Genomic DNA, 22,582 nt, shown 5'->3' with positions numbered 1-22,582 from the left:
ATCATTCAACAATCAACTCATTCAAGATATCCCAAAGCTGGTTTTGAATGCTAAAAGGGACCAGCGAATCATCTGTCGCATTTCCCATTCTGATCACGACCAATTGTTGACTGGGCACAATGTTGATCAATTGCCCATTGGCACCGATCGCAGCGATCATCTCTTCAGGTGCTTCTAGTGAAATATCCCCGGAGACCAGATTTGTGATCCCAGGAGGAATGAAAGCACTTTTACCATTCAACCACCATAAATAGCCGTAGGAGGGATTGAGAGGCTGAGAAGTGTTGATCATATCCTGAAAGAAGGTCTCATTATTCAAAATGGGTTCACCATTCCAACTTCCTTCAGCGAGGATCAATAAACCAAAACGGGCCATGCTTCTTGGAGGACTGAAGAAGATATGATTGAATCCGATGTATTCCCAGAAACCTTCCATTCCGATTTTATTGAGCAATTGTTCTTCAAAGAAATCGTCAAAAGACTGATTACTGGCACCTTCGATGACCTGATCCAGGATGGTGTAAGGTGCATTGTGATAGAACCACTGATCTCCCGGAGCATTTAGAAATTGCAGGCATTCAGGGTCTGTACAATTAGGATCAGATACGTTGAAATCTAATCCGGTGGTCATGGTCAGGTGATGACGTACTGAGATGGCATTTTCTTGATCGGTATTCAGGCTACTCCATCCTTGCCCTAGATAGGTATTGGATGGATCATCCAATGAAAGCAATTGTTGCGCCTCTGCCTGACCAATAAGAAAGGATGTCAGGGTTTTTCCTGCAGAAGCCCAATACCAGTAGTTGTTTTGCCCAAATCTGTTGATTCCATCCAAGGTTAGTCCATCATAAGACTCGAAGACGATTCTGCCGTTTTTCAATATGATCAGGCCTCGGGTGCCCGTATCACGGATGAACTGTTCTAATTCAGGGATGACAGCCTCATTCCACCCCAAGGCCTCCGGTGTAACCGTTTCCCATGCGCTGGAATTGTTTGGAGGGAAGTACATTTCCGTAAGGGGCGTTGCGTCATCGGAATTGCTGCACGCACACAATAAAAAGACTGAAAATAATAATAAGTATCGCATGAGATTAAGGTACAAGTTAGTATTAGTTGCGGGATCACAAAAGCGTAACGAATAGGATCATGCTAAAGTGACTCTTCGAAAGGGCAGTTGCTTTTTTTATTGGAATCCATTTTTTGAGCTTGAGTTGAAAATCACCTATTGACCTTTGAATCAGATATTCATACCTCATTTGTAATGCCATACCACATTGGAGGTATACGTTGATTTGGCTCGTAGGGCTTATCGATTGTTAAGTTCATGACCACAACTTTGAAATGTGATTGAGACTTGCTTTTAAGACCAAATGATCAGTAAGCTTAATGACAGGGCGCAATCCGAAAAGCCCGGGCATGAAGCCCAACTAGAGTAGGGTTATTAAATCACAAACACACAATTAGTATGGCAACTTTTAAAGTAAACATCCCTGCAGGTCCTATTTGGAACGATGAGGACGCAAAAGTTAAAGCACCTTTAGTAGCTGCGGCGCATCAAGGTAAATGGACAGGAGTATGGAACACTGTGATCGAAAATGAAATGAGTGTAGTGGAAGTGGAGTTGAATGTGACCAACTCCGGCTCAAATGAATTTACAACTGACGTACTTGCTGGTCCGATTTGGAGCAATGATGAAGCCCAAAAGGTCGGTTCGGTGCTAGCAGCATCTTATGGAGCGGAATTCACAGGTCAATGGAGAACAATCGTTGAGAATGTGATGAGTGTTATTCAGATCAAATACAAGTTCTGATCAATTGTATATTATTAATTTGTGGCTTTGCTGGAGAGTGAAGCCACTATTTATCTCATCGAAAACAACTACTTTTTCCGTCAATTCTCGTCTGTTTTAGTTCCAAAAAGACGCATTTGTAATATCCCGAATAGTTTTGGTCCACTATTTGCGTAAATGAGCCTAACTTAAAATGCAAATGCACAACGGAACGTTTCGATTGATTTTGATTCTTTTTTGCTTTTGGTGTTATGTAATACCTGCACAAGCACAAAGTAACGCCACGGAGGAGGATAACCCCATGTCCTCGATTCGGGATTTAAGAAGACAGATCAAGTTTTCTGCAGACGTACGAGATTTTGAAGAAATCAAAAGGCTCCGGTTACAGATAAAGGACGGGTTTGACAGTACCAAATATCTCTCGTTGATCGAAGAAGAAGCACTCATGATCGACTTCATGATTGAGGACTATGGGGATATTCTAAAAAAAATAGATGCCTGGCCAAATGATCCCTTTTCAGGATCAGCGTACTATCCCGAAGGACCTCCGGATGATGGGTTGTTTGATCATTTGCTAGATATTGCTGTATTAGACAGTACACGCTTACTGGCCCAAATTGATCAAACAGATCTTAAACCATATCAGAATGCTTTTCTCAAGCTATATCTCCGAACCTTTTTATCGCTTAGTTCCAACAGTGCGATTTCTGATAAAGGCCTGGAGCAATGGGGACAAGCTTATCTGGAGCAATTTGCCCCATCACCTTATGATAAATTTGTGAAACTCAAGATCCGCCGTAAATACGTGAAGAATGACTGGGGGGCTAGTGTAGGTCTTGGTGCAGGACTTGGGACTTTTCAGGGAGAATTTGGGAATTTGGTTCGGTTCAAAGTACCTGTACTGATTGATCTGGAAGCGAATTATAAAAACTTGATCGGTGGTCTACGCCTGACCGTAGGTGAAGGTACGGTAAGAAGGGACTTTGAGCATGATGGATTCTGGGATCGAGGTTTAAAAGTCAATCCTTTTTACGGTGGCTTGTATTTGGGGTACATGCTGGACTTGAAGCCATTCCGAATCATTCCTTATTATGATATCGGTGGTACAGTCATTACGATTGCTGAGCAGGATCTCAATGATGACAATGCCGAACAGGATTTGGGTGCTTTCACCCATGGTCCCGGACTGTCACTGGATTTTCTGCCCTTTTCCTGGACAGGATTTGACAATGAAGTCTATCACATGGGCCTTCGATTCAAAGGGGGAATTCTATTTAACAACCTGGAGAATAAGGATCCTTCGTTCGAAAGCAGCTATCCCTACGTGGGCGTTTCCCTGATCCTGGATTTCGTTGGAACAGAATTGGATTTGAAGTGATTGTTGTTCAAATCAAGTTATTCTGATAACCAAAATTGACCAGCCCGATAGAGGTGTTGGTTCCGGCTTTCTTCATCATGTTTCGTTTGTGTGATTCTACGGTCCTCTCGCTGATGAACAAGATATCTGCAATTTGTTTGCTGGAATGTTCCTGCGCAATGAGTTTAAGAATTTCCCGTTCCCTGTCGGAGAATAACTTCTGATCTTGCTGAAAATGCAGGGATTCAATTAGCATTTTGTTGATATCATCGCTGAGATAAACCTTACCTCCTTTTGCTTTTTCGATGGCTTGCAGCAATTCCTGAGCGGGATCGTCTTTGAGGACGTAGCCTAAAATGCCTTCCTTCAGAATTTCCTTCACCAGATGGCTTTCCCGATGCATGCTCAGAATAATTATCTTAAGATTTGGGTGTGATTTTTTTGTATACCTGACGAGCCCCAAACCATCCATGCCCGGTAGAGAATAATCGGAAACCATCAGGTCTACCGATGCTCGATCGAGAAACTTGATGGCTTCCTCCGCGGAATTAACAGTTCCGACGACTTCATAAGCTTCCTGGGCATTCAATACTGAGCGAAGACCATCGGTAATGATGGCATGATCGTCTACTAGTAAGATTTTTATAATATCGGTAGTCTGTTCTTTTGTCATGAAGAATTTCATTCAGTAAAGGACCTCAATCAGGATGATTTTTTCAATCCTGAAAAAGGCGCAATTATGCTTCCGTAATTTCACGGATCGCTTGATTTTGCCCAATGCTAACCATGGGAACATCGACAATGAACGTCGTTCCTTTGATGCCAGGTGTGGAATCTACCAAAAGCTCCCCATTCATAAGGTTGATTCGGGATTGAATATTTTTCCAACCATTACCCGTGGATTGGTTAATTGCCTGCTTGTCGAATCCATCGCCATCATCTTCAATAGTCAGGTTGATTTGGTCTTCATGCAGCACAAGTTGTACGGATAATTTTCGAGCGTTTGCATATTTCATGATGTTGTTGGTCCATTCCTGACAGACCCTGTACAAGTTAATTTCGGTTACATCTTTGAATCTTTGACCTTCCACCCCATGGGGGATGTATTCCGTTGCAATTTTCCTTCCACTATTAATTCGAAACAAGTATTCATTCAAAGCAGCATCCAATCCCTGTTGAATCAGGGTTCTGGGCATCAAATTGAAACAGATGTTTTTTAATTCGTTACCCATTTCTTTAAGCAGTTTTTCAGATTCATTGTAAATGCTTTCTTTTTTGGATTGTGGGGTAGGGACGTTAAGTTGGTCCACTTTCTGACGGATCAAGGAAATGTATTGACCAAATCCGTCGTGAAGGTCTTCAGAAAACCTTCTTCTTTCTTTTTCAACACTATTCACCACTGCATCAATTTGTTGTTCAAGTAGCCGTTTGCGTTGCTCCGCCATTTCTTGCTTACTCTTAAGTTTTTGACGGTTTCGTTGTAAAAGCACCATGATGATGATGAATAAACTGAAAACAATCACCGATCCTGTGATCCATCCATTTCGCTGGATCTTTAGTTCTTGTTGTGCTAGTTGCAATTCCTGCTCATTGATTTTCCGCTCTTTCTCTTCCGTCTCGAATTTAGTTTCCAATTCTGCTACTTGACGGTCGGTGCTTTCTATGGTAATAGAATCTTTGTAGCTATGGTAAAGCTCCTTGGAATTCCAGGCATCCCTTATCTGTCCCATTTGTTCATAAGCCCTGGATTGAAGGTTGTAGGTTTCCCGCAAGATCATTTTTGAGCCCACCTTACCGGCGACCGTAAGGGCAGAATCAAGATAGGTCAATACCTGCTGGTATTTTTTCAGCGCCAGGTATGGTTCAGCAATGTTGAAATAAGCCACACCCAGATTTTCCCGATCCAGAGTTTTTTTATGCAGCGAAATAGATTTTTCATAAGCGTCAATGGCTGCGTTATACTTTCCTTGATAATTGTATACAGCTCCTAGGTTGTTCAGACACAGTGATTGCCCGCGGACGTATTGTCGGTCTAAATAGATATCATAAGCGCGATTGACATAAAAGGTAGCGCTATCAATTTGTCCTTTGTACCAATGCACCCCTGCAATATTGATGTAGCTATCGGCGATGCCAATGGAGTCCAATGCTTCGGATCGTACTTTAAGGGCCTTATAGTTGTACGACTCGGCTTTTTCATACTCTCCTTGATCCTGATAAGTAATCCCCATGTTGTTGTAAAGCATTGCACAATCGTAGATGGGGTGATTTTCACAATAAGTGGCCCCTTTCAGATAGCATACAATGGCTGAATCGTAATTGGTAAGTGTTTGATAGGCAATGGCCAGGTTAGCAGTAAGGCCGAATAGGCTCAATGAATCTTCTAATTCTTCAGCCAATACTATGCCCTCCTTTAATTGCTTGACCGATTCTACGGTATTCCCGGATCGCATATTGACACTTGCTAAATGCTCCAGCGCCTTGACTTTTAAAGGGTTATCTTCAAGCTGTTCAGCGGTCGATAGCGCTGATTCAAAATAATAAAGAGCCGAATCAGACTGCCCTGCTTTATGGAAAAGGAATCCGGCAGTAATTGATTTAGTGAAACGTTTTCTAGGCAAATTCTCCGATTCGTCTCTAAATGCTTTGTGATAATAATTCCAGGCCAATGCACTATCAGAAGACGCGTACTCCATGGCAAGTTCACTCATCACTTCCCATTGATCCTTGGTCGAAGTGGTATCCAGTTGTTGTTCTAATTCACGGATGAACTTCAGATTTTGACCCAGACAAGAAAAGATAGGAATGACAAGGATCAAGGTTGTAAAACACTTAAAAAACATGTGGCGGCGGAAAGGTTTTAGGAAAGTTAATGATTAATGCTTTTAATAGAAAGCACTTAATTAAGTCAATCAGCCCACTTTTTGAGTATATTTTTTTGTGAATTACGTAATTCTACGCACGGTTATTTGCTGAAATTTTGGGATTTACAGAGGCCTGATCTGCTTCTAGCTTTGAAGAAAAATTCACGAAAATGAAAAATGTAATCACTTTATTTTTTCTGTTCAGCACACTGATATGTGTAGGACAGGTTGAGCTCAAAGATGTGTCAGGATACGGCCAAAAGAAGTTTAAAGATGCTCCCAAAAAGATGTACATAGCTTCCTTCCGTGTCATTTATCAGATGCTGTTTAGTCAGCAGGAAGTAGCTAAAGGTGGTCGGGAGTTTGGTGGAGGTTATCGGGGTGATGCCGTGGCTGGTTTAAATATGGCCTTAAAAGGGCTGGAATCGTCAGACATTCAGGGATTGACGGATGAAATCTATCAGGAATTTCTGGAGCAGCTTCGTGCAGAAGGGTACGAAATGATTTCTATTGATGATGCACAGCAGTCGGAGGAATTTGAAGGGTATGAAAGAAAAGCCGGAGGTACACTGAATGAGGCCCAATTTGCTGGTTTAGTATCGGCAGTTCCCACGGGGTTTGAATACATGATCAAACGAACCACTGGAAAAGGAAAAGAGAAGAACCGGTTCAACGGTTACCGGCTTTCTTCAGAACTGGATGGTGCCATTGTTTCTACGGTCACTGTAGTAGTTCCATTTGTAGAAGATGCAGAATCAGGTTTAAGCAAGAATTTAAGCAAAGCCGTAGGAGGGGTAGCTAAGATAGTCGTTAAGCCTAATTTGAGAATAGAGAATGAGAGCATGGGATCGGCTGGCGCATTTAGTCTGGATGCCGCACAAACCAAGGCTACCTTTTACTTCGCTGAAAAGAAGATCAAGCCTTTGGCATATACCAACATGCATTTGAAAAAAGATGTGGACATCCCCGGTATCATAGAAGAAAAGAAATATAAAGCGGCTGAAAGTGCACAAACGGATAATTGGGGGTCAAGCTATGGTGCCCTTAAAGTTTTTAATGTATCGGATGCCTTTATGGAAAAAACTTATCCCATCGAAGTTGAGGCTACGGCATACTGCGGAGCCGTAAAGTCGGCCGTAAATGATTACCTGTCTGCTTCTTTGGACAACTTGCTCTCCTACGTGAATAAATAGGTTAGCATTTATGGGCAGGTATGTCCATTGTGACAAGGTGTGTAAAGCCCCAGTTTTTGAACTGGGGCTAGCTTGTTTTTGGGTATTTCTGGTACGTTTACCGTATACGTACCTATGCCACCCCCTTTTACTCAACGGCAGACCTGGACACGCGTAACATTGACGAAACTAAAATTATCAAACATGTATTTTCGTCATTTACTGGTAAGCATCATCGTTCTTTTGATGATTCAATTAGGCTACTCTCAGCCGAAAACACTGTCGTTGAAAAAAGGACAGGCGCTCGATTTACTCCTCCTCACCACCAATCCGGATGCTAAGGAGAAGAGAAATGAATATTTTGCAGCAGCAGTTTCCGTAGCACAACAATACGGCTACACACCACAGTATTCTTCAGGGATTAAGGAACCACCGACACAAGGCAACTATTGGCCGGAAGTGCTTATCCTCGCGACCTGGAAAGTACATGAAGACCGGGTGAAATTTGTCAAAGACATAGAAGCGAAATATCCGCCTTTTCATGAAATGCGCCGAGAGATATGGCCAACCTTCCACCTAACTTATTGGAATGTCGAGCAGGATCAGGAAGTGACCTTTGATCCAGAGAAGTTTTATGTGGCCACTGCCCATTGGGAGAAAGAATCAAAACCATTCAAGTTCTTTGCACAAGCATGGGCAAAAGAAGTCTCTAATCATCAAGGCGCGGTTGTCCTGGAAATGAAATCAGGTATCTCTCCCTTTGGTTATCATTACAACCCGGATTTATTCACCATTACCGAATGGGAAAGCCGCGAAGCATTCGAACAATTCCATGCGAAGAACGTAGCTATGGATCATAAGGGAGTCTTACATGTGAACCAGTTTGTCCTTCAATAATCGTTACTTTCGCCTCTTCTGATTTTATGCAGTTGCTTCCTAATCTGGTTTATTTCGCTTTCTTTCAAAGCTTGTTTCTGCTGACCATATTCACCTTTTCCAGAAAAGTACGAAAATCCGTCAATCGGTACCTGATCGTTCTGATTTGTGTCATGTTGTTGGGACTATCAGGGCGCGTGCTCATGTATACTATTGAAGGATTCCAAAGGCTATATGGGCTCTCGGAATATGCGACGTTTCTTTTTGGAGCCACTGTTTATCTATTCACCAAATCGTCCCTATCCAGGGCTCATTCCTATTCAGCAAAGGATCTGGTTCATTACATTCCCGGAGTGATCTATGCCATCGTAGTTTCGGTCTACTTTGTATTTGCTCCCCAGGAATTAGTGTTAGCTCGTCTGGAGAGTGGCGAGCTATTCAAAGCGGTGGTACTCTTCATGGGCACAGGATTGATTGTCAATTTTTCTTATTGGTTGGCTGCCTGTAAACTGTTCCTGGCTCGAAGAAAGCGACTGAATGAAGAAGCCAGCTTTTCTATACAGACGGGTTTCTTTCAGCGATTTTTAATTGCAGTAGGCATTTGTCTGTTGTGTTGGCTTTGTATCTATATCATTGGCATCGTCGGTGAAAGCTGGTTGGAACGAACTGCGCGTCCATTCATCTGGTTGACGTTGGGGTTCTTGATATTATTCATCGCTTACTACACGATCAAGGAACCAACGCTTTTCAAAGTAGTGGAACACATGTCTACTACTAAATATGCGCAATCGAAATTAACTGCGAATGAACTTGATCAATTGGAGCAACGACTGGACCACTTGATGAAAGAAAAGAAGCCTTACCTCAATCGTGGACTGATGAAAGCCGACCTGGCGGAAATGTTGGGTGTGAATAAGCCCGAAATTGCGCGATTACTCAATGAGAAGATCGGCATGAATTTCTTTGAGTACGTAAATTATTTCCGAATCAGGGAGTTCATAGAAATCGCAAAATCCGAACGAGCAAACCACCTGACATTTTTTGGGATCGCGCAGGAAGCAGGATTCAATTCAAAAACCACCTTTAATAAATCATTCAAGAAAATCATGGGCACCTCACCCCGCGAATACTTCGCTCAGGAAGTAGGGTAGAGGTCTGATTGGAAAGTTTGGATAAATAGAATCAGTCCCTATTGGGGTTATCTCCAATAGGAATTTGCAGGTGACAACACCTGCAAAGGCAGTAGATCCTTTAAACCATTGATCAAAAAAAGGCCCCGGCAATATTTACCGGGGCCATCGTATATAGTATGCAGATTATCTGTTGTTTATGCGATTAGTTCCCATTCCAGGTCCCCGATGTATCGGTAAGTCACCTTGCCCGTATCGTTGATGGCAAAGAGATAGATCCACTGGTTGTCTACCAGGTTTCTGATAGAATCGTGCTTCGCCAGGATCTTACTCATTTCATCAATCGGTGCTTCTATGATTACATTCAGCCTTTGCGGTTCGTGCTGGTATTTTTCTCCATCATGAACGGACTGCATCGGGAGTCCTGTTCTCAGATCGCCAGCTGAACCTTCCAGAACACCAAGTCCGCCGACCACATTGTGCAGTGTCTTGTTACCGGCGCCAAACTTCTTGTTATCGACCGTTGAAGCATAGTACTGCAAATTGATCCAACTCGTGACCACCATTGGAGCGGTCATGATCACTTCCAGGATACCAAAGCCTTCGTCTTTGCGCCAGGCGTAATTGTGCATGAACGCTTTTCCGCCGAAGTTGAGTTGTGCTGTTCGTGCTCTCGGAGCTACGATGAAGGAAGAACAACCAGCAAGGCCCCATTCTGGTCTTACCTGTGACCAATCTTTACTTCGTTGAATGATTTGCTTACTAACGTCACCACTCGTGATATTCATTCGGGCCGCGCGTTCTTTTCGTGCAGACTCGCTGGCTACTTTCAATGACAAGCGCAGATCAGCAATCTCTTTGGTATGCGATGCTGGTATTTCCTCAGAAGGGAACAACAGGTTCACTTCGTCCGTCGTGGTGTCATGTAAGGCAGGGAAGAACTGGGTGTTCTCGGGAATTTCCACACCTCTTGACTTAAGAGCGGAACGAACTTCCGAATCGTTAAGCACAGCTGTAGCTACTCGCGCATTTGCTTCACCCGTATGACCTCCACAGGCGCCGCAATCCAGTCCGGTACCATGAGGATTGTTTACCGTAGAAGAACCATGGCCGACGATCATGACAATTGGAGCGAAGCCCTCCGTTAGTGACATGGCCTTCAGGGCTGAATGTGCCATGTTCACCCGATCCTCCAATGGAATCCCGGTTGCACTGTCGGACATTCCGCTCAGGTTTACTTTTTTCCCGTTGATTGCATTCGTAGACAAGCCTACGTGATCAGGGTACGGTTGTGGGCGGGTAAGACCAAAAGAATCAGTGAGTAATTTGGGCAAGAAATAGAGGCCTAATGGGCTGACAAATCCGAAGCAACTGACAGCACCGGATTTAAAGGCTTTCCAGGCTTTCCGAATCTGCGCACTGAAAGTGCGCTGTTTGATGGCCGCTTTTTCCTTATCAGGGTTGTCCAATTGCTCTTTAACCGTATGTGAAGTATTTAGTAATACAGGACATTGATTGATCCCATGATCATGCGCCAGCGGAACATATTCAATCGGAAATCCAAAGAATCCTGCAAAACCAATCGTTTCAATAGCATCATCCGCTACTTCCAGGTTTCTTCGGTACAATTCCGAGCGTACATCAATGCAAAATGCTGCCTGAACTTTGATGTCTCTCCTTAGGTTGATGGGAGCTTTCTGGTTGTTGATTTTTTGGATGATCTTCCGTTGATTGGCATGATCAAATGCTTTTTGCAACAACACCTGGCGGGCCATCGAATCACTGATCTCATCCGATTGTAAGCGAGCCTTTGCTTCCTCCTTGGCAAGAATCCAGGAGGCATTTAGGTGCGGATAAGGCAGCAGTTCCTTCAATGCCATCTCCCATACGAGAAGAATAGCTAAAAACTCTTCTACTGCATGGCTTTCACTGCCCTGGAGCGCTGCATCCCAATCAATTCTTGCGGCAAACCCTGCCCAGCCATTCATCTTCATCATTAATCCATGCAGGTAATAATCCAGCATCGAATCGGGTATCTCCAGTTGTTGAAGTGCCCGCGTAGCGGCTTTTAGATGATCAGTTGGCAGGTTCTTGATGAATTGACGAAATCCTTTCAAGCCCATGGCCTCTGTACTGAAATCAATTTCGGCTTCCTGTTTCCAGGCTGCAAACAGAGAGGTTTCCCGGCTTGCCGTATTCCACGTTGCTTGCTGATCATCAAAATATGCCCCTGCCCAAAAAGAGATACGGTCGATCATGAAGCGACGCCATTTCTTACCATTGATCTCACTGGCCACATCTACCAAGGTATGCACCTGGTAGTCAGGTGTGTTTGCTGCGCCATCGCGAACACTTTCAATGAATTCATCCGCATTTTCAAAAATGCCAAACCGGTTTTCTTTGAGTGCTTCGGCGACATCTTCTTTCCGCATTTCCCCTGAATCAAGTGCCTTGAGGTAAAATTGGATCGGCAGCGTAGCGTTTACATGACTGCTCTTATTGAGAAAGTCCATCGCGTTTGCAAAATTCATCTCTGCCATACCCAGATAGGGATTGACAGCAACGAAATTTTCCAGTGACCACAAAGGGGCCATTTTATTCACCGTAGGGCGCAAGGATTTACGAACCTGTGAAATATTTGGCTCGGTTTGAACTGATAACATGTGATTGATGAATGATTAGTTGGTGGCGGCGTTAGCCTCTGAATACTCTTCTTGAGAATAATCTTTTAAATGATCCTGATCTTCCTGAATTTTCAGGTTTACCCATTTGAATTTTTCGTTTTTCAAAGAGCCGATCATGCGATCAAAGATGACATTGACATAAAGACCGTTTCTAATGTGTACTCCCAGTCGATAACCCAGTGAGCTGCGATTCATTGTAGGTGCAATCAGTTGAAGGAAAACGACTGTTGCATAGGTACCTATAACAATGACAGCCGCTGTGCGAACAGCTATACCTGGCTCGAAATATAAGGGCAGCTGATCAGACAATAGTACACTGGCTCCGTGTTCTAGTGTGAAGAAAGAAGCAGCCACGAACGAAGCGATTCCTGCGGATGCCAAAAGGGTGTTGATGGTGCTTTTTGTATCAGTCAGCGCAACAAATACCTGACTGATCCCCATGACAATGATGGCCCCGGTGACCATCAACCCGAAATCTTCATTGGGATTTACACCCCAGAGGAAGCAAGCCAGTGTATAGATTCCTAAGGCGAAGGCAATGCCAAAAGTGATTCTGACGAAAGAACCGTTTCTTTTGGGTGCGGCAATTCTTCTTGCACGTACGAGATCGATCACACTTCCTGAAGAAAGGAAAGCGTGCGCTTTATAAAATGAATGCGCTACCACATGCAGAATGGCTGCCGTATGGACGCCAAAACCACAGATCAGCAAGGAAAATCCCATGTGAGCCACACTGGAATATCCCAAAGCCGTCTTTACCGAAGATTGAGTCATGTAAACTACTGAGGCGAATAAGGCCGTAAACCCACCGATTACAATAAGTAGGATAGAAGCTGTTGTAGATTCAATCATTAAGAAGCCCATTCTGACCATCAGAAAAGGGCCAGCATTCAACAGTCCCGCATGTAACAAAGCCGATACTGGAGTAGGCGTTTCTACTACCTCGATCAACCAGCCATGTGTGGGGAACTGCGCCGATTTGAGGATAGCTGCGATCACCAATAATACGGTTGCCGCGACTAATGGGGTTGTCAATGCACTCACGGCCTGAATACCCTCGAAGATCTCCGCCAATTCACCGGATCCTATTTCCAGGTAGATCAGCAGTCCGGCAATCAGCAAACTAAGGTCACCGACTCTTGCTACAATGAATTTTTTCCGAGCTGCGCTGATGGCTTGAGGCCGGTCTTTGTAGAACTTGAGCAGGTAATGCAAGCAGATACTGGTGATCACCCAGAAGGTGAATAACTGGAAGATATTACCTGAAAGTACCAATAGCTGGACAGAAGCAATTGTAATGGCCAACCTTCTGAAAAAGACACCTTTTCGCGGATCACCATCCATGTAATGATTGCTGAATTTGAGGATCGTGAACCCCAAAATAGCGATCATGGTGAGCATCGAGGTGCTCAGGGTATCCAATCGCAGAGAGAATCCGAGACCATCAATTCCTAATAATGGTGTATGTATTGTCCCAACGTTCAACACGATGATAAGACTGGATACGGAACTAATGATTCCGAGCAGTCCTACCATGGTTGCTGTAGACCCCAGGTTGCTGTTGCCTTTGGCGCTTTTGCTGGTCACCAGGTAGGCGAAAGCCAACAACGTGTAGGCAGCAACAAGAGGAATATAAGGATAAACAGGGTTTAGCATCTCTTATGCAGAATGTGTTTTCCGAAGTGTATTAGTCAGAGATTTTTACTTGAAGCGTTCGGGTATAAGTAATTTTCTTGCCCAGTTTTTCTGCTTCTAAAACAAAGCTGTGAAGTGTATTATTGGAGAGGCCTTCAACTTCCATGGCACTATCTGAAACCCAGCTCTTTTTCATGTTAGCTGCTTCACCTTTTCGTTGAGCAGTTTGCTCAAAAAGTGTCTCAAGTGAAGGAGCACCTGCTCGTTTTTCTTGTTTCGAAGTTTCAGACATGAGACTTTCCTGAACGTTTTCAGTTTTCATGATCAACGTTAGCTCATCAGCATGCTTCTGATTAAGCACATTCTCTTGTAAAACATCGATGTTGGTTGGGTTTTCTACTTGAAGCGTTTCCATATTTTTTTGTTTGAGTTCACGCGAAAGTAGATTGATTGATGTATTAATAGGATTCTATTATTTTATAAGAAACATAAATATATATTTATATAATGGTAGAATGTTTAGATTCTTGATGTATCTAAGTATTTGATTATCTGTTAGTTATATTTCAGAGGGGGCTGGCTCCTTTTTAGAAGGCGAGGGGTATGGCGGATGAAAAAAATGTAGTAGTTGAGAAGAGGAAGTATCCCGAATTGATTTTGATCGGAATCAAAGGACAGAAAGTTGTGAATATGCTTACCAGCCAGAAGGTTAAATTAATAACCAGAAAACCCAGCTTTTTCGATACCTATTTTGGGGTTGTTTCATCCAAAAAATTGACCCATTTCACTTGCCACTTTTCAGAATTGGTACCCGTAGTAAAGAAGAGGAACTGATGATCAGGTGTGACATAAGGATTTCCTTGTCCTGAGTGATTGATCTCCTCATTGAGTTTTTTTGGAATTGACCAGTTACCCTGACCGTCATTGTAACTGATTTGAAGGTCCAATTGATCGCCAACAGTGGCGAAAAGAAGAAAGGATTCATCAGCGGCAATATAGGGGGTGCATTTTCCGTAAGGAGCTTCAATATCAAGGACTACTTTTTGGGCAGTTCCGAAGTTTCCGTCTACCAGTTTACATTGATAAAGGTCCATTTCAGAATAGTCAAGGTTACTGGCATGGAAATACAAGGTGCCCTGGTTACTGATGGTAGGATGGGAGATTAACTTATCTCTCAAATTAGGAATGTCGATATACGCAGGCTTGCTCCATTGTCCTCCTTTATTGACCGATTTCCAAAGGTGCCAGGTATCAGGAATGTATGATTCAACCGGTCGTGTTGAACTGAAGTAAATGGTATTTCCATCGGGTGAAAAGCTCAAGCCGTGCTCACTGTAGTCACTATTGAAAAAGGCTGTTTTGGGGTCTGACCATCGTTCTTCCTGTTTTCGGATCACATAAGTATCAAAGCGCTTGTAGCTTTTGTCCGATACGGTGTAATAGTACTCGGTCAAATCAGGACTGAAAGATCCTTTATGAATGAGTTTCCCATCGGGGATCAGATCTGCTTTGAATGTCAAAGGGTTGTCTGCCGGTATTTTTTCGGTCAGGAAAGAGCGCTGATCGTTGGTAGGTGAGCAACACTGACACAAGTAGATGGTCAGCATGCAAAGGAAAAAATGTTGTTTCATGTTTTCTATGGTAGGACAAAGTTACCCCAATAGAAAAAAGATCGGCCGCACTTTTGCAACGCCTGCCTCGTCCGGCTAGGCGGGCGGCCGAAATGTTTTGGGCATTTAAAATGCCTTTGCTGCGCTATTCTTAATTACCCAACAGCACCTTCACCGCTTCTTCTAACTGTTGGTCGCGACCAATGGCCATTTGACCAGGCTCGTTAGGTACACGGATGTCTGGTTCCATTTGGTTGTTTTCCAAAAAGGGCTGACCAAGGGGTCTCCAGCCACCCATTGGAATCCCGAAATAGAGACTCGGGTCAATTTGTGTCTCCCACCAAACGAAGGTTCCTGTTCCGGGTACAGGCATTCCAAGGGTTTGACCACCGTTTTTGATTTTGTAAGCTACTGGGAACAGGTGAGCATCTGAATAGTTACTTTCACCCATTAATACGATAGAGGGCTTGATCCATCGGTTCCATGGTTGATAGCCAATGTTTTGTCCGTGTGGAATGATGTCCATGTATTTTTTACCAACAAGAAAGTCAGATAGTACATCGTGTAGGTTTCCGCCCCCATTGAATCGTGTATCAACGATCAATGCTTCAGCAGAAATGTGTTTGCCGAGTGCATCCTCAAAGACCACCCGCATGCTGGGGTCATTCATGCTGCGTACGTGTACATAGCCTAGTTTTCCATCAGACAATCGCAGGGTTTCTGCACGACGGGTGTCGACCCATCGTTTATACAGCAATTGGTTTTCTGCACCTAAAGAAGTGGGTTTTACCACCTCTTCCCAGCGTGTTCCATTAGTGGGATCCAGAATGGATAGCAACACATTATCTCCCGCTTTTCGATTCAGCAGCTGATAGAAATCCATGGCAGGGGTAATGGATGTGCCATCGATGCCTTCGATGACATGACCAGGCTTCACCTTGGATTTAGCTGTATTTAAAGGTCCACCTTTCAATACTTCAGCCACCCGAAGGCCATTGCCTTGATGGGCGTAATCATATAAAAGTCCTAAAGAAGCTGTCTGATCTCCATCAGGATCAAACGCTACGTAGCCGCTGCCTGTATGAGACGCGTTGAGTTCGCCTAGCATTTCACTCAACATTTCAGCAAAGTCATAATTGTTGTTGATGTAGGGAAGGAAAGGCGCGTAAGCTTCCTTGTAAAATTCCCAGTCCACACCTTGAAGGTCAACGACGTAGAACTTCTCTCGTACTTGTCGCCAGGCATGCTCGAAAATGTAGGCGTGTTCTTCGTCTTGTTTCAGGATCATTTCACCTTTCGTACTGATACCGGTCACTTTTCCGCTTTTGGTGTCTACTTTTTTCGGAGAACCATCTGCCAGAACAAGTAAGAAATCACCTTTTTTCGATAATTCCATACTGATCCGATTGGCACCAATCTTTGCAAATTTCTTGGTCTCTTTGGAACGTAAATCAGTGGACCAGATATCACTTCTGCCTTCGAATCGGGTAACATAGAAGAGTTTGTCCCCTTCCTTTGAAAGTAGAAAATCGGAAGCGCTGGATGTGTGGACGGTCAACTTGGCTTTGCGGTCTGCCATACCTTCCCAATCGAAGGTCAACAATGGCTCATCGGCTTTGTCCTCGTCGCTATCTTTTTTAGACTTGTTTTTCTTTTTGGATTTATCCGAATCGTCATCAGCATCATCACTCTTTTCGTCTGAATCCTTTTGGTCTTTCAATAATTCAAAATCTTCTTTCGATAATCGGAACTCATCCCAGCCTTGTTGAGTTAGGAACATCCCGAAAACGTCGCCTTGACTGATAAAGCCATTTTCAGTACGATTTCCCTGTCGGGTAGACATCCAAATGGCCATTTCCCCATCTTTCGCCCATTTAGGAACAAAATCCCGGTAACCACTTTGTGTCAGGTTCCTGAGATTTCCATTTCCGGAGGCTTCAATCAATCCGACTTCTGGCCAAAACATCCGTTCTTTCGGTCCATATTGTACCAAAAACCATTTACTGTCCGGAGACCATTGGTACCACATGTCGCCATCGGAGTAGGAGTAGTTGTGGTCTCCTGAAAGAATGGTCCGGGTAGCTTTGGTGTTAAGGTTAATCACTTTGACCGCTGTGCGATTTTCCAGGTATGCGATCTCTTTGCCATCCGGGGAATAGGACGGTTGGAATTCTTCTGCGTCTGTGGCAATGATGGTTGCTACTTCGAGCAGGGTAGAATTGAAGAAGTACGATTCATCGCTTCGTTTGATAGAAGTAGTGTAAATATTCCAGCTGTCATTGACCTCCGCAGCGTAAACCAGGGATTTCCCATCAGGACTGAAACCGACACTTCTTTCCTGGTAGGGAGTGTTGGTGATCCTTTTAGTAGTACCGTGATCAATACTGCTCACAAAGACCTCACCTCGAAAAATGTACGCGAATTCCTTGCCGTTGGGGGAAAGGCTGGATTCTGTAAATCTCCGATTCACTTTTACCGTTTTATCAAGATTTTGACGCCCATCAAATCCGAAAGAGATGTCGACTTTGGTTGCTTGACTCCCAGGTGTCATGGTGTAGATCTCGCCATGGAAACTGAAGCACAAAGTGCCATTCTGGGCTCGGGTCAGAAATCGGACCGGATGTTTATCAAAAGAGGTGATCTGCGTGTTATTACCTGCAATGTTGATGCCGCTTTTGTGAATATTGAAGGAACCACTTTGTTCTGAAAGATAATAGTAGTCATTGTTATTGCCATCGAATATAGGATTTCTGTTTTCTCCTTCCCATGAAGAAAGCTGCTGATGCTGGTTCGTCGTAGTGTTGTACACCCAAACATCTCGAGTGACTGAAGAGGTATGGTGCTTGCGCCAGTCATTTTCATATCCCTTGCGGTCATGATAAATGATCAATTCACCATTTGGGCTGTAAGTGGCATCATGTCCTGGCGAAGTAAATACCTGACTAACCCTTCCGCCTGATACTGGTACACTGTACAACTCGGCCATGACCCCTGAAGGGAATTGAACATTCGAATGTAGATCTTGTCGAACGGCTGAGAAGATCACATTTTGATCATCTGTACTGAAGTCACTGGGCTTTTCGGCAGTAGAATGATAGGTCAATCGTTGCGCTTCACCTCCGGATGAAGGCATCACAAAAACATCAAAATTGCCATAACGGTCAGAAGCAAATGCGATCTGCTGTCCATCATGACTCCAAACAGCGGAGTACTCGTAACTTTCGCTAATGGTCAGAGGAATTGCTGTACCTCCGGAAGTAGGTACTTTGAAGATGTCCCCCTTATAATTAAACAAGATGTGATTGCCATCCGGCGATATGGCCGGATACCTCATCCAGAGGGGATCGTCCTGAGCGTGTATTTGGCCAAAGTACATAAACGATAGGACCAGAATTAAAAGACGTGAGATTTTCATAAAAGCAGATTCGGATTTTTGAGTCGATTTGATACCTAAAGCGTCGAAAGTAGTGATTCTCCGAAGGTTGCGCAATCAAAAAAACATGAATGGAGAATGGGAGACTTGACCTACCCATAAAAGGCACTTTCCGGTAGACTGTCCTGTAAGAAATCCCGTTTTTGAGTCTATAACGGTCGGTGTTCTACCAATTGTCACCCACTCCGGGCAATTGTGCCGCCCATTTGGCGCCCTTCGGGTATTCCAAAGAATAGGTTGCCACTCTACTTTTGAATTCAAATAAAAACGTCAAAGGCGAAGACGTTTTAGTACCAAAAACCAGAAGGGTTTGACGTGCTAACCAATGGTTCATAGTAAGGTTGTCGAAGTGCAGGATGATGACCTTATTTGCTACAGAGCGTCGGAATTAGTGGTTTTCCGACGCTCTTGTAGTTGGCTTAGATTGATGATGCTCCCAAAAAAAGAATTTGTCTTTCACCAGCTCGGAAGATGGACCCATATTTTTTTAACATAAATTCCCGTCAGGAATTTGATCCCTGGTTCACGCCAGGGTTTTTTATTGTAGGATCGGTCAGACATTTCTCTACTATTTCGGATTATTAGATTTCAGAACTAGCTTTGATGCGTGTCACAACCAAAACGTTTCGTCGGTTTTGTCTTGTTGTGGTTGACGATCCTTTTCGGCGGATGGAGTCAGTCCAGTCCCCCTGATCTATACTTCAAGCATTATTTCGAAAAGTTCTCTATCACCAACATAAGCTCCATTGTTCAGGATACCTCCGGATTTGTATGGATAGGTACAGCTGCTGGGCTCAACCGCTTCGATGGGCTGGAGTTTTCAATTTTCGAAGCATCACAATCTGATACCACGTCGCTCACTGATAATAGGATCAATGACCTGATGATCGATCGACAAGGACGGCTTTGGATTGCTACCTATCAAGATCTGATGTGGTATGATCATGCCACCAACCATTTTCGGGTGGTCGATCGTTTTGATGATCCGGTATTGGAAATAGATGCCCTTACACTTGAGGAGGACCAACAAGGTGCCATATGGATTGGGACTTTGCATGGTTTGTACCAGACAAACAACTCTTTTCAGCACCTGATCCGCCCGGGAGACCATTATGCCCGGCTCAATGAAATGCAGATCAATGACCTGTTTTTTGATAAACAGGATCATTTATGGATTGGTACCAATCATCAATTAATCAAAACAGACCATCAGCAACAGCAGGTGATTCTAGATGAAGTAGAAGTGACAGCCATTTCGCAATTAGGACAATCTATCTGGGTTGGGACTCGATCAAAAGGCCTGTTTCAGCTGTCCATTACCGGAGAGATTATGGATCAATTTCATTTAGCTGGAGCCACAGAAGAAGGTAATAGCAATCGGATTTTTGACATACTCCCGGATTCGCAAGGTCTGTTATGGGTGGGGACGGAAATCGGAGGTCTACAATTGTATCAACCCGGACTTAACCAATTTTATGCCTATTACAAAGGACTGGATGAAGGCAGTTTAAAGAGCAATTCGGTATGGGAGGTGTTCGAAGATCGTTCGGGGCGTATTTGGTTGGGAACCAACAATCAAGGCGTATTCGTGCATGATGAGAATTATTCAAAATTTGAACAAGTCACCCCGCAGCGTGGACAGACTCAACAATTGAAATTTGGGACGGTAAGCGCTTTTTTACCAGTTTCCAAAGGCCTTTGGATAGGCACGGATGGGGGTGGTGTTTCAGTTTATGATAGCATAACCGGGAAGTTCGATTTCTTTGATAAGACCCGATCCGGAGGCAGTCTGGGAAGTGATGAAGTGCTTACGATGTATCAGGATTCGGAAGAGGATATTTGGGTAGGTAATTGGGGAGGTGGGCTGAATCGATATGAAGCTAAGCAGCAGCATTTTCAGACTTATTTACATGATGACAGTGATCCCCAATCAATCGGTAGCGATAATGTTTTTGCGATCAGAGAAGATCAGGAGGGTGGTATTTGGTGCACGACCTGGGGTAAGGGATTGAGTCGGTTGGATAAAACTTCGGGTGCCTTTTCACATATCGGATATGAGGCTTACAATCCGAATTATCTTTCTTCGGATTTGACGTATGATCTGGAGATTGATTCCGATGGGAACTTGTGGGTAGCAACTGTTTTGGGATTAGACAAAGTGATCCTGTTTGCGGATACGTTTCGGGTCACCCATTTCACACATAATCCGGAGGATCCAACAAGTCTCAGCAGCCTCAACGTCAATAGTATCCTGATCGATTCACGAGAACGAATTTGGGTTGGGACCAAATTCGGATTGAATATCCTACAATCCGAAAATGAAGGATTTGAACGATTCTTCAAGGAAGATGGATTGTCAGATAATGACATCAAAAGTGTCACAGAGGATGACCAGGGTGATTTTTGGGTAGCAACAGGCAATGGATTAACCAAAGTGTCGAATAAAAATGGACAATGGATATTTGAGGTCTTTGATGAATCGGATGGCATCCTGTCACGCGAGTTTTTCAACAATGCAAGCCTGAAAACATCGACGGGCGAACTATTTCTGGGTGGATTGAATGGATTCAATCACTTTTACCCGGAACATGTGACTATGGATCAGCATGCACCCAGGGTTCATTTTACAGATTTCAAACTCTTCAATCGAACGGTTAAACCTGGACCAGAAGCACCCATAACATCAGATATCAATCACTCGGATAAGATGATGCTGAATCATCGGCAATCGGTTTTCACCATTGAGTACCTTGCGATCCATTTTACCCATGCCGAGAAGAATCAATTTGCTTATCAATTGGAAGGATTTGAAACCGCATGGAATTATGTCGGCTCCTTGAAACAAGCGACCTATACCAACCTCGATGCGGGTATTTATACGTTCAAAGTAAAAGCCGCAAACCACGATGGTGTTTGGGGGAAAGAACGTCATTTGACCATAGAAGTGCTGCCGCCCTGGTGGGAGACCTTTTGGTTTCGGTTTCTGGTTGGCTTTGGATTGATTTCGGTATTGTTATCGGTTTTTTGGCTGAGGGTCAGTTTCTTAAAGGCGCAACGGTCCAAGTTACAATCAGAAGTTGAACGACAGACAAAAGAGCTCAAATCGACCAATGAGGAACTGCAACGCTTAGGTAAATTCAAAGAAGTGATCACCGGTATGCTGGTACATGACTTGAAGAATCCGCTTCACCTGATCCTGGGGCTGTCCGATCAAAAGAAGGACAAAGACCTGAGGGAGATCAATCTGTCCGGAAGACGCATGTTGTACATGGTGAGTAACATGCTGGATGTGCAGAAGTTTGAAGAGACCAGTATGAAGCTAGATAAGACCTCTATTGATCTGAATCGGCTGGTAGAAGAAACCCTACACCAATTCGAACTGATTCTGAAATCCAAAAGTCTTCGTTTTGTGAATCAAGTGGCCAATATGCATGCTCTTGGGGATGTGGAGTTGTTAGGTCGGGTCTTACAAAACTTATTTTCCAATGCCGCAAAATACACGCCTTACGGAGGTACCATCACCATTAGTGCCAAAGAACAGGATGAGCGTATTGTGATCGAAGTGACCGACACTGGGGAGGGAATTGCAGAAAAGGATCGGGACAGAATTTTTGAGAAATTCCATCAAGCTGATCCTAAAAAGCTTGGGGATACTTCATCGACAGGGTTAGGGCTTACTTTTTGTAAAATGGTGATCACTGCTCATGAAGGAATTATTGGTGTCCGATCCAAACTCGGCGAAGGAGCAACTTTTTATTTTGATATTGCCCGATCCTCCCAGATTGGTACGGCTAGAGATAAAATGGCTACTGAAGCGCTACAAGAAGATCTGTCTCCGGAAGAATTGACCATTATACGATCGATTACCCCGACGCTGGCCAATTTGCGCTTATATGAAGTCAGTAAGATAGAATCTTTAGTCAACAGTATCGAAGAAACAGAGCAGATCAAACAATGGAAATCGGCACTTAAAACCGCGGCCTATCATTGGGATGAGGAACGTTATCAGAAATTGACTAGCATATAGAGCGG

At 43.8% G+C, this 22,582-nt stretch carries 14 protein-coding genes; 6 read left to right on the top strand and 8 right to left on the bottom strand.

The genetic code is table 11. The features are described 5' to 3' along the window. Position 1 precedes the first annotated feature (1 nt). A complete protein-coding gene (locus tag R8G66_18015) occupies positions 2–1,087 on the bottom strand; it encodes a serine hydrolase (protein ID MDW3194276.1) in 1,086 nt (361 codons plus the stop codon). Positions 1,088–1,465: 378 nt separating this feature from the next. Here R8G66_18015 and R8G66_18010 point away from each other — a divergent pair, with 378 nt between their 5' ends. Continuing rightward, positions 1,466–1,810 (top strand): mannan-binding lectin, encoded by a 345-nt coding sequence (locus R8G66_18010; protein ID MDW3194275.1) that lies wholly within the window; start codon positions 1,466–1,468, stop codon positions 1,808–1,810. A gap of 178 nt (positions 1,811–1,988) precedes the next feature. Continuing rightward, positions 1,989–3,167, top strand: a complete 1,179-nt coding sequence (locus tag R8G66_18005) for a hypothetical protein (protein MDW3194274.1) — start codon at positions 1,989–1,991, stop codon at positions 3,165–3,167. Between the two features lie 7 nt (positions 3,168–3,174). Here the strand turns inward: R8G66_18005 and R8G66_18000 are convergent, their stop codons facing one another. Together R8G66_18000 and R8G66_17995 are read right to left on the bottom strand one after the other, a co-directional pair. Further along, positions 3,175–3,819: a response regulator transcription factor gene (locus R8G66_18000; GenBank protein ID MDW3194273.1), complete on the bottom strand. Its 645-nt coding sequence runs from the start codon at positions 3,817–3,819 to the stop codon at positions 3,175–3,177. 64 nt (positions 3,820–3,883) lie between these two features. Continuing rightward, entirely contained in the window at positions 3,884–5,989 is a 2,106-nt protein-coding gene (locus R8G66_17995; GenBank protein MDW3194272.1) for a tetratricopeptide repeat protein, read from the bottom strand. Positions 5,990–6,180: 191 nt separating this feature from the next. On the opposite strand from R8G66_17995, the gene R8G66_17990 reads away from it, so the two are divergent. From R8G66_17990 to R8G66_17980, 3 genes are all read left to right on the top strand, one after another. Beyond that, positions 6,181–7,203: a hypothetical protein gene (locus tag R8G66_17990; GenBank protein ID MDW3194271.1), complete on the top strand. Its 1,023-nt coding sequence runs from the start codon at positions 6,181–6,183 to the stop codon at positions 7,201–7,203. A 183-nt stretch (positions 7,204–7,386) separates the two neighbouring features. Further along, positions 7,387–8,079, top strand: coding sequence for a hypothetical protein (locus R8G66_17985; protein ID MDW3194270.1), 693 nt, complete (start codon positions 7,387–7,389; stop codon positions 8,077–8,079). Positions 8,080–8,105: 26 nt separating this feature from the next. Further along, positions 8,106–9,209, top strand: coding sequence for a helix-turn-helix domain-containing protein (locus R8G66_17980; protein ID MDW3194269.1), 1,104 nt, complete (start codon positions 8,106–8,108; stop codon positions 9,207–9,209). Positions 9,210–9,385: 176 nt separating this feature from the next. Here R8G66_17980 and R8G66_17975 read toward each other — a convergent pair whose 3' ends face one another. From R8G66_17975 to R8G66_17955, 5 genes are all read right to left on the bottom strand, one after another. Continuing rightward, positions 9,386–11,851, bottom strand: a complete 2,466-nt coding sequence (locus tag R8G66_17975) for a DUF2309 domain-containing protein (protein ID MDW3194268.1) — start codon at positions 11,849–11,851, stop codon at positions 9,386–9,388. A gap of 15 nt (positions 11,852–11,866) precedes the next feature. After that, positions 11,867–13,528 (bottom strand): proton-conducting transporter membrane subunit, encoded by a 1,662-nt coding sequence (locus R8G66_17970; protein ID MDW3194267.1) that lies wholly within the window; start codon positions 13,526–13,528, stop codon positions 11,867–11,869. A 31-nt stretch (positions 13,529–13,559) separates the two neighbouring features. Then, complete coding sequence (locus tag R8G66_17965) at positions 13,560–13,922, bottom strand: hypothetical protein (protein MDW3194266.1); 363 nt, start codon at positions 13,920–13,922, stop codon at positions 13,560–13,562. A gap of 331 nt (positions 13,923–14,253) precedes the next feature. Continuing rightward, complete coding sequence (locus R8G66_17960) at positions 14,254–15,138, bottom strand: hypothetical protein (GenBank protein ID MDW3194265.1); 885 nt, start codon at positions 15,136–15,138, stop codon at positions 14,254–14,256. Between the two features lie 130 nt (positions 15,139–15,268). Beyond that, complete coding sequence (locus R8G66_17955; GenBank protein ID MDW3194264.1) at positions 15,269–18,532, bottom strand: S41 family peptidase; 3,264 nt, start codon at positions 18,530–18,532, stop codon at positions 15,269–15,271. 625 nt (positions 18,533–19,157) lie between these two features. On the opposite strand from R8G66_17955, the gene R8G66_17950 reads away from it, so the two are divergent. Continuing rightward, positions 19,158–22,577: a two-component regulator propeller domain-containing protein gene (locus tag R8G66_17950; protein ID MDW3194263.1), complete on the top strand. Its 3,420-nt coding sequence runs from the start codon at positions 19,158–19,160 to the stop codon at positions 22,575–22,577. Positions 22,578–22,582: the final 5 nt, after the last annotated feature.

It is taken from the genome of Cytophagales bacterium (genome assembly GCA_033344775.1).
Taxonomy (GTDB): Bacteria; Bacteroidota; Bacteroidia; order Cytophagales; family Cyclobacteriaceae; genus JAWPMT01.
This window is presented reverse-complemented; position numbering and strand designations above follow the sequence as displayed.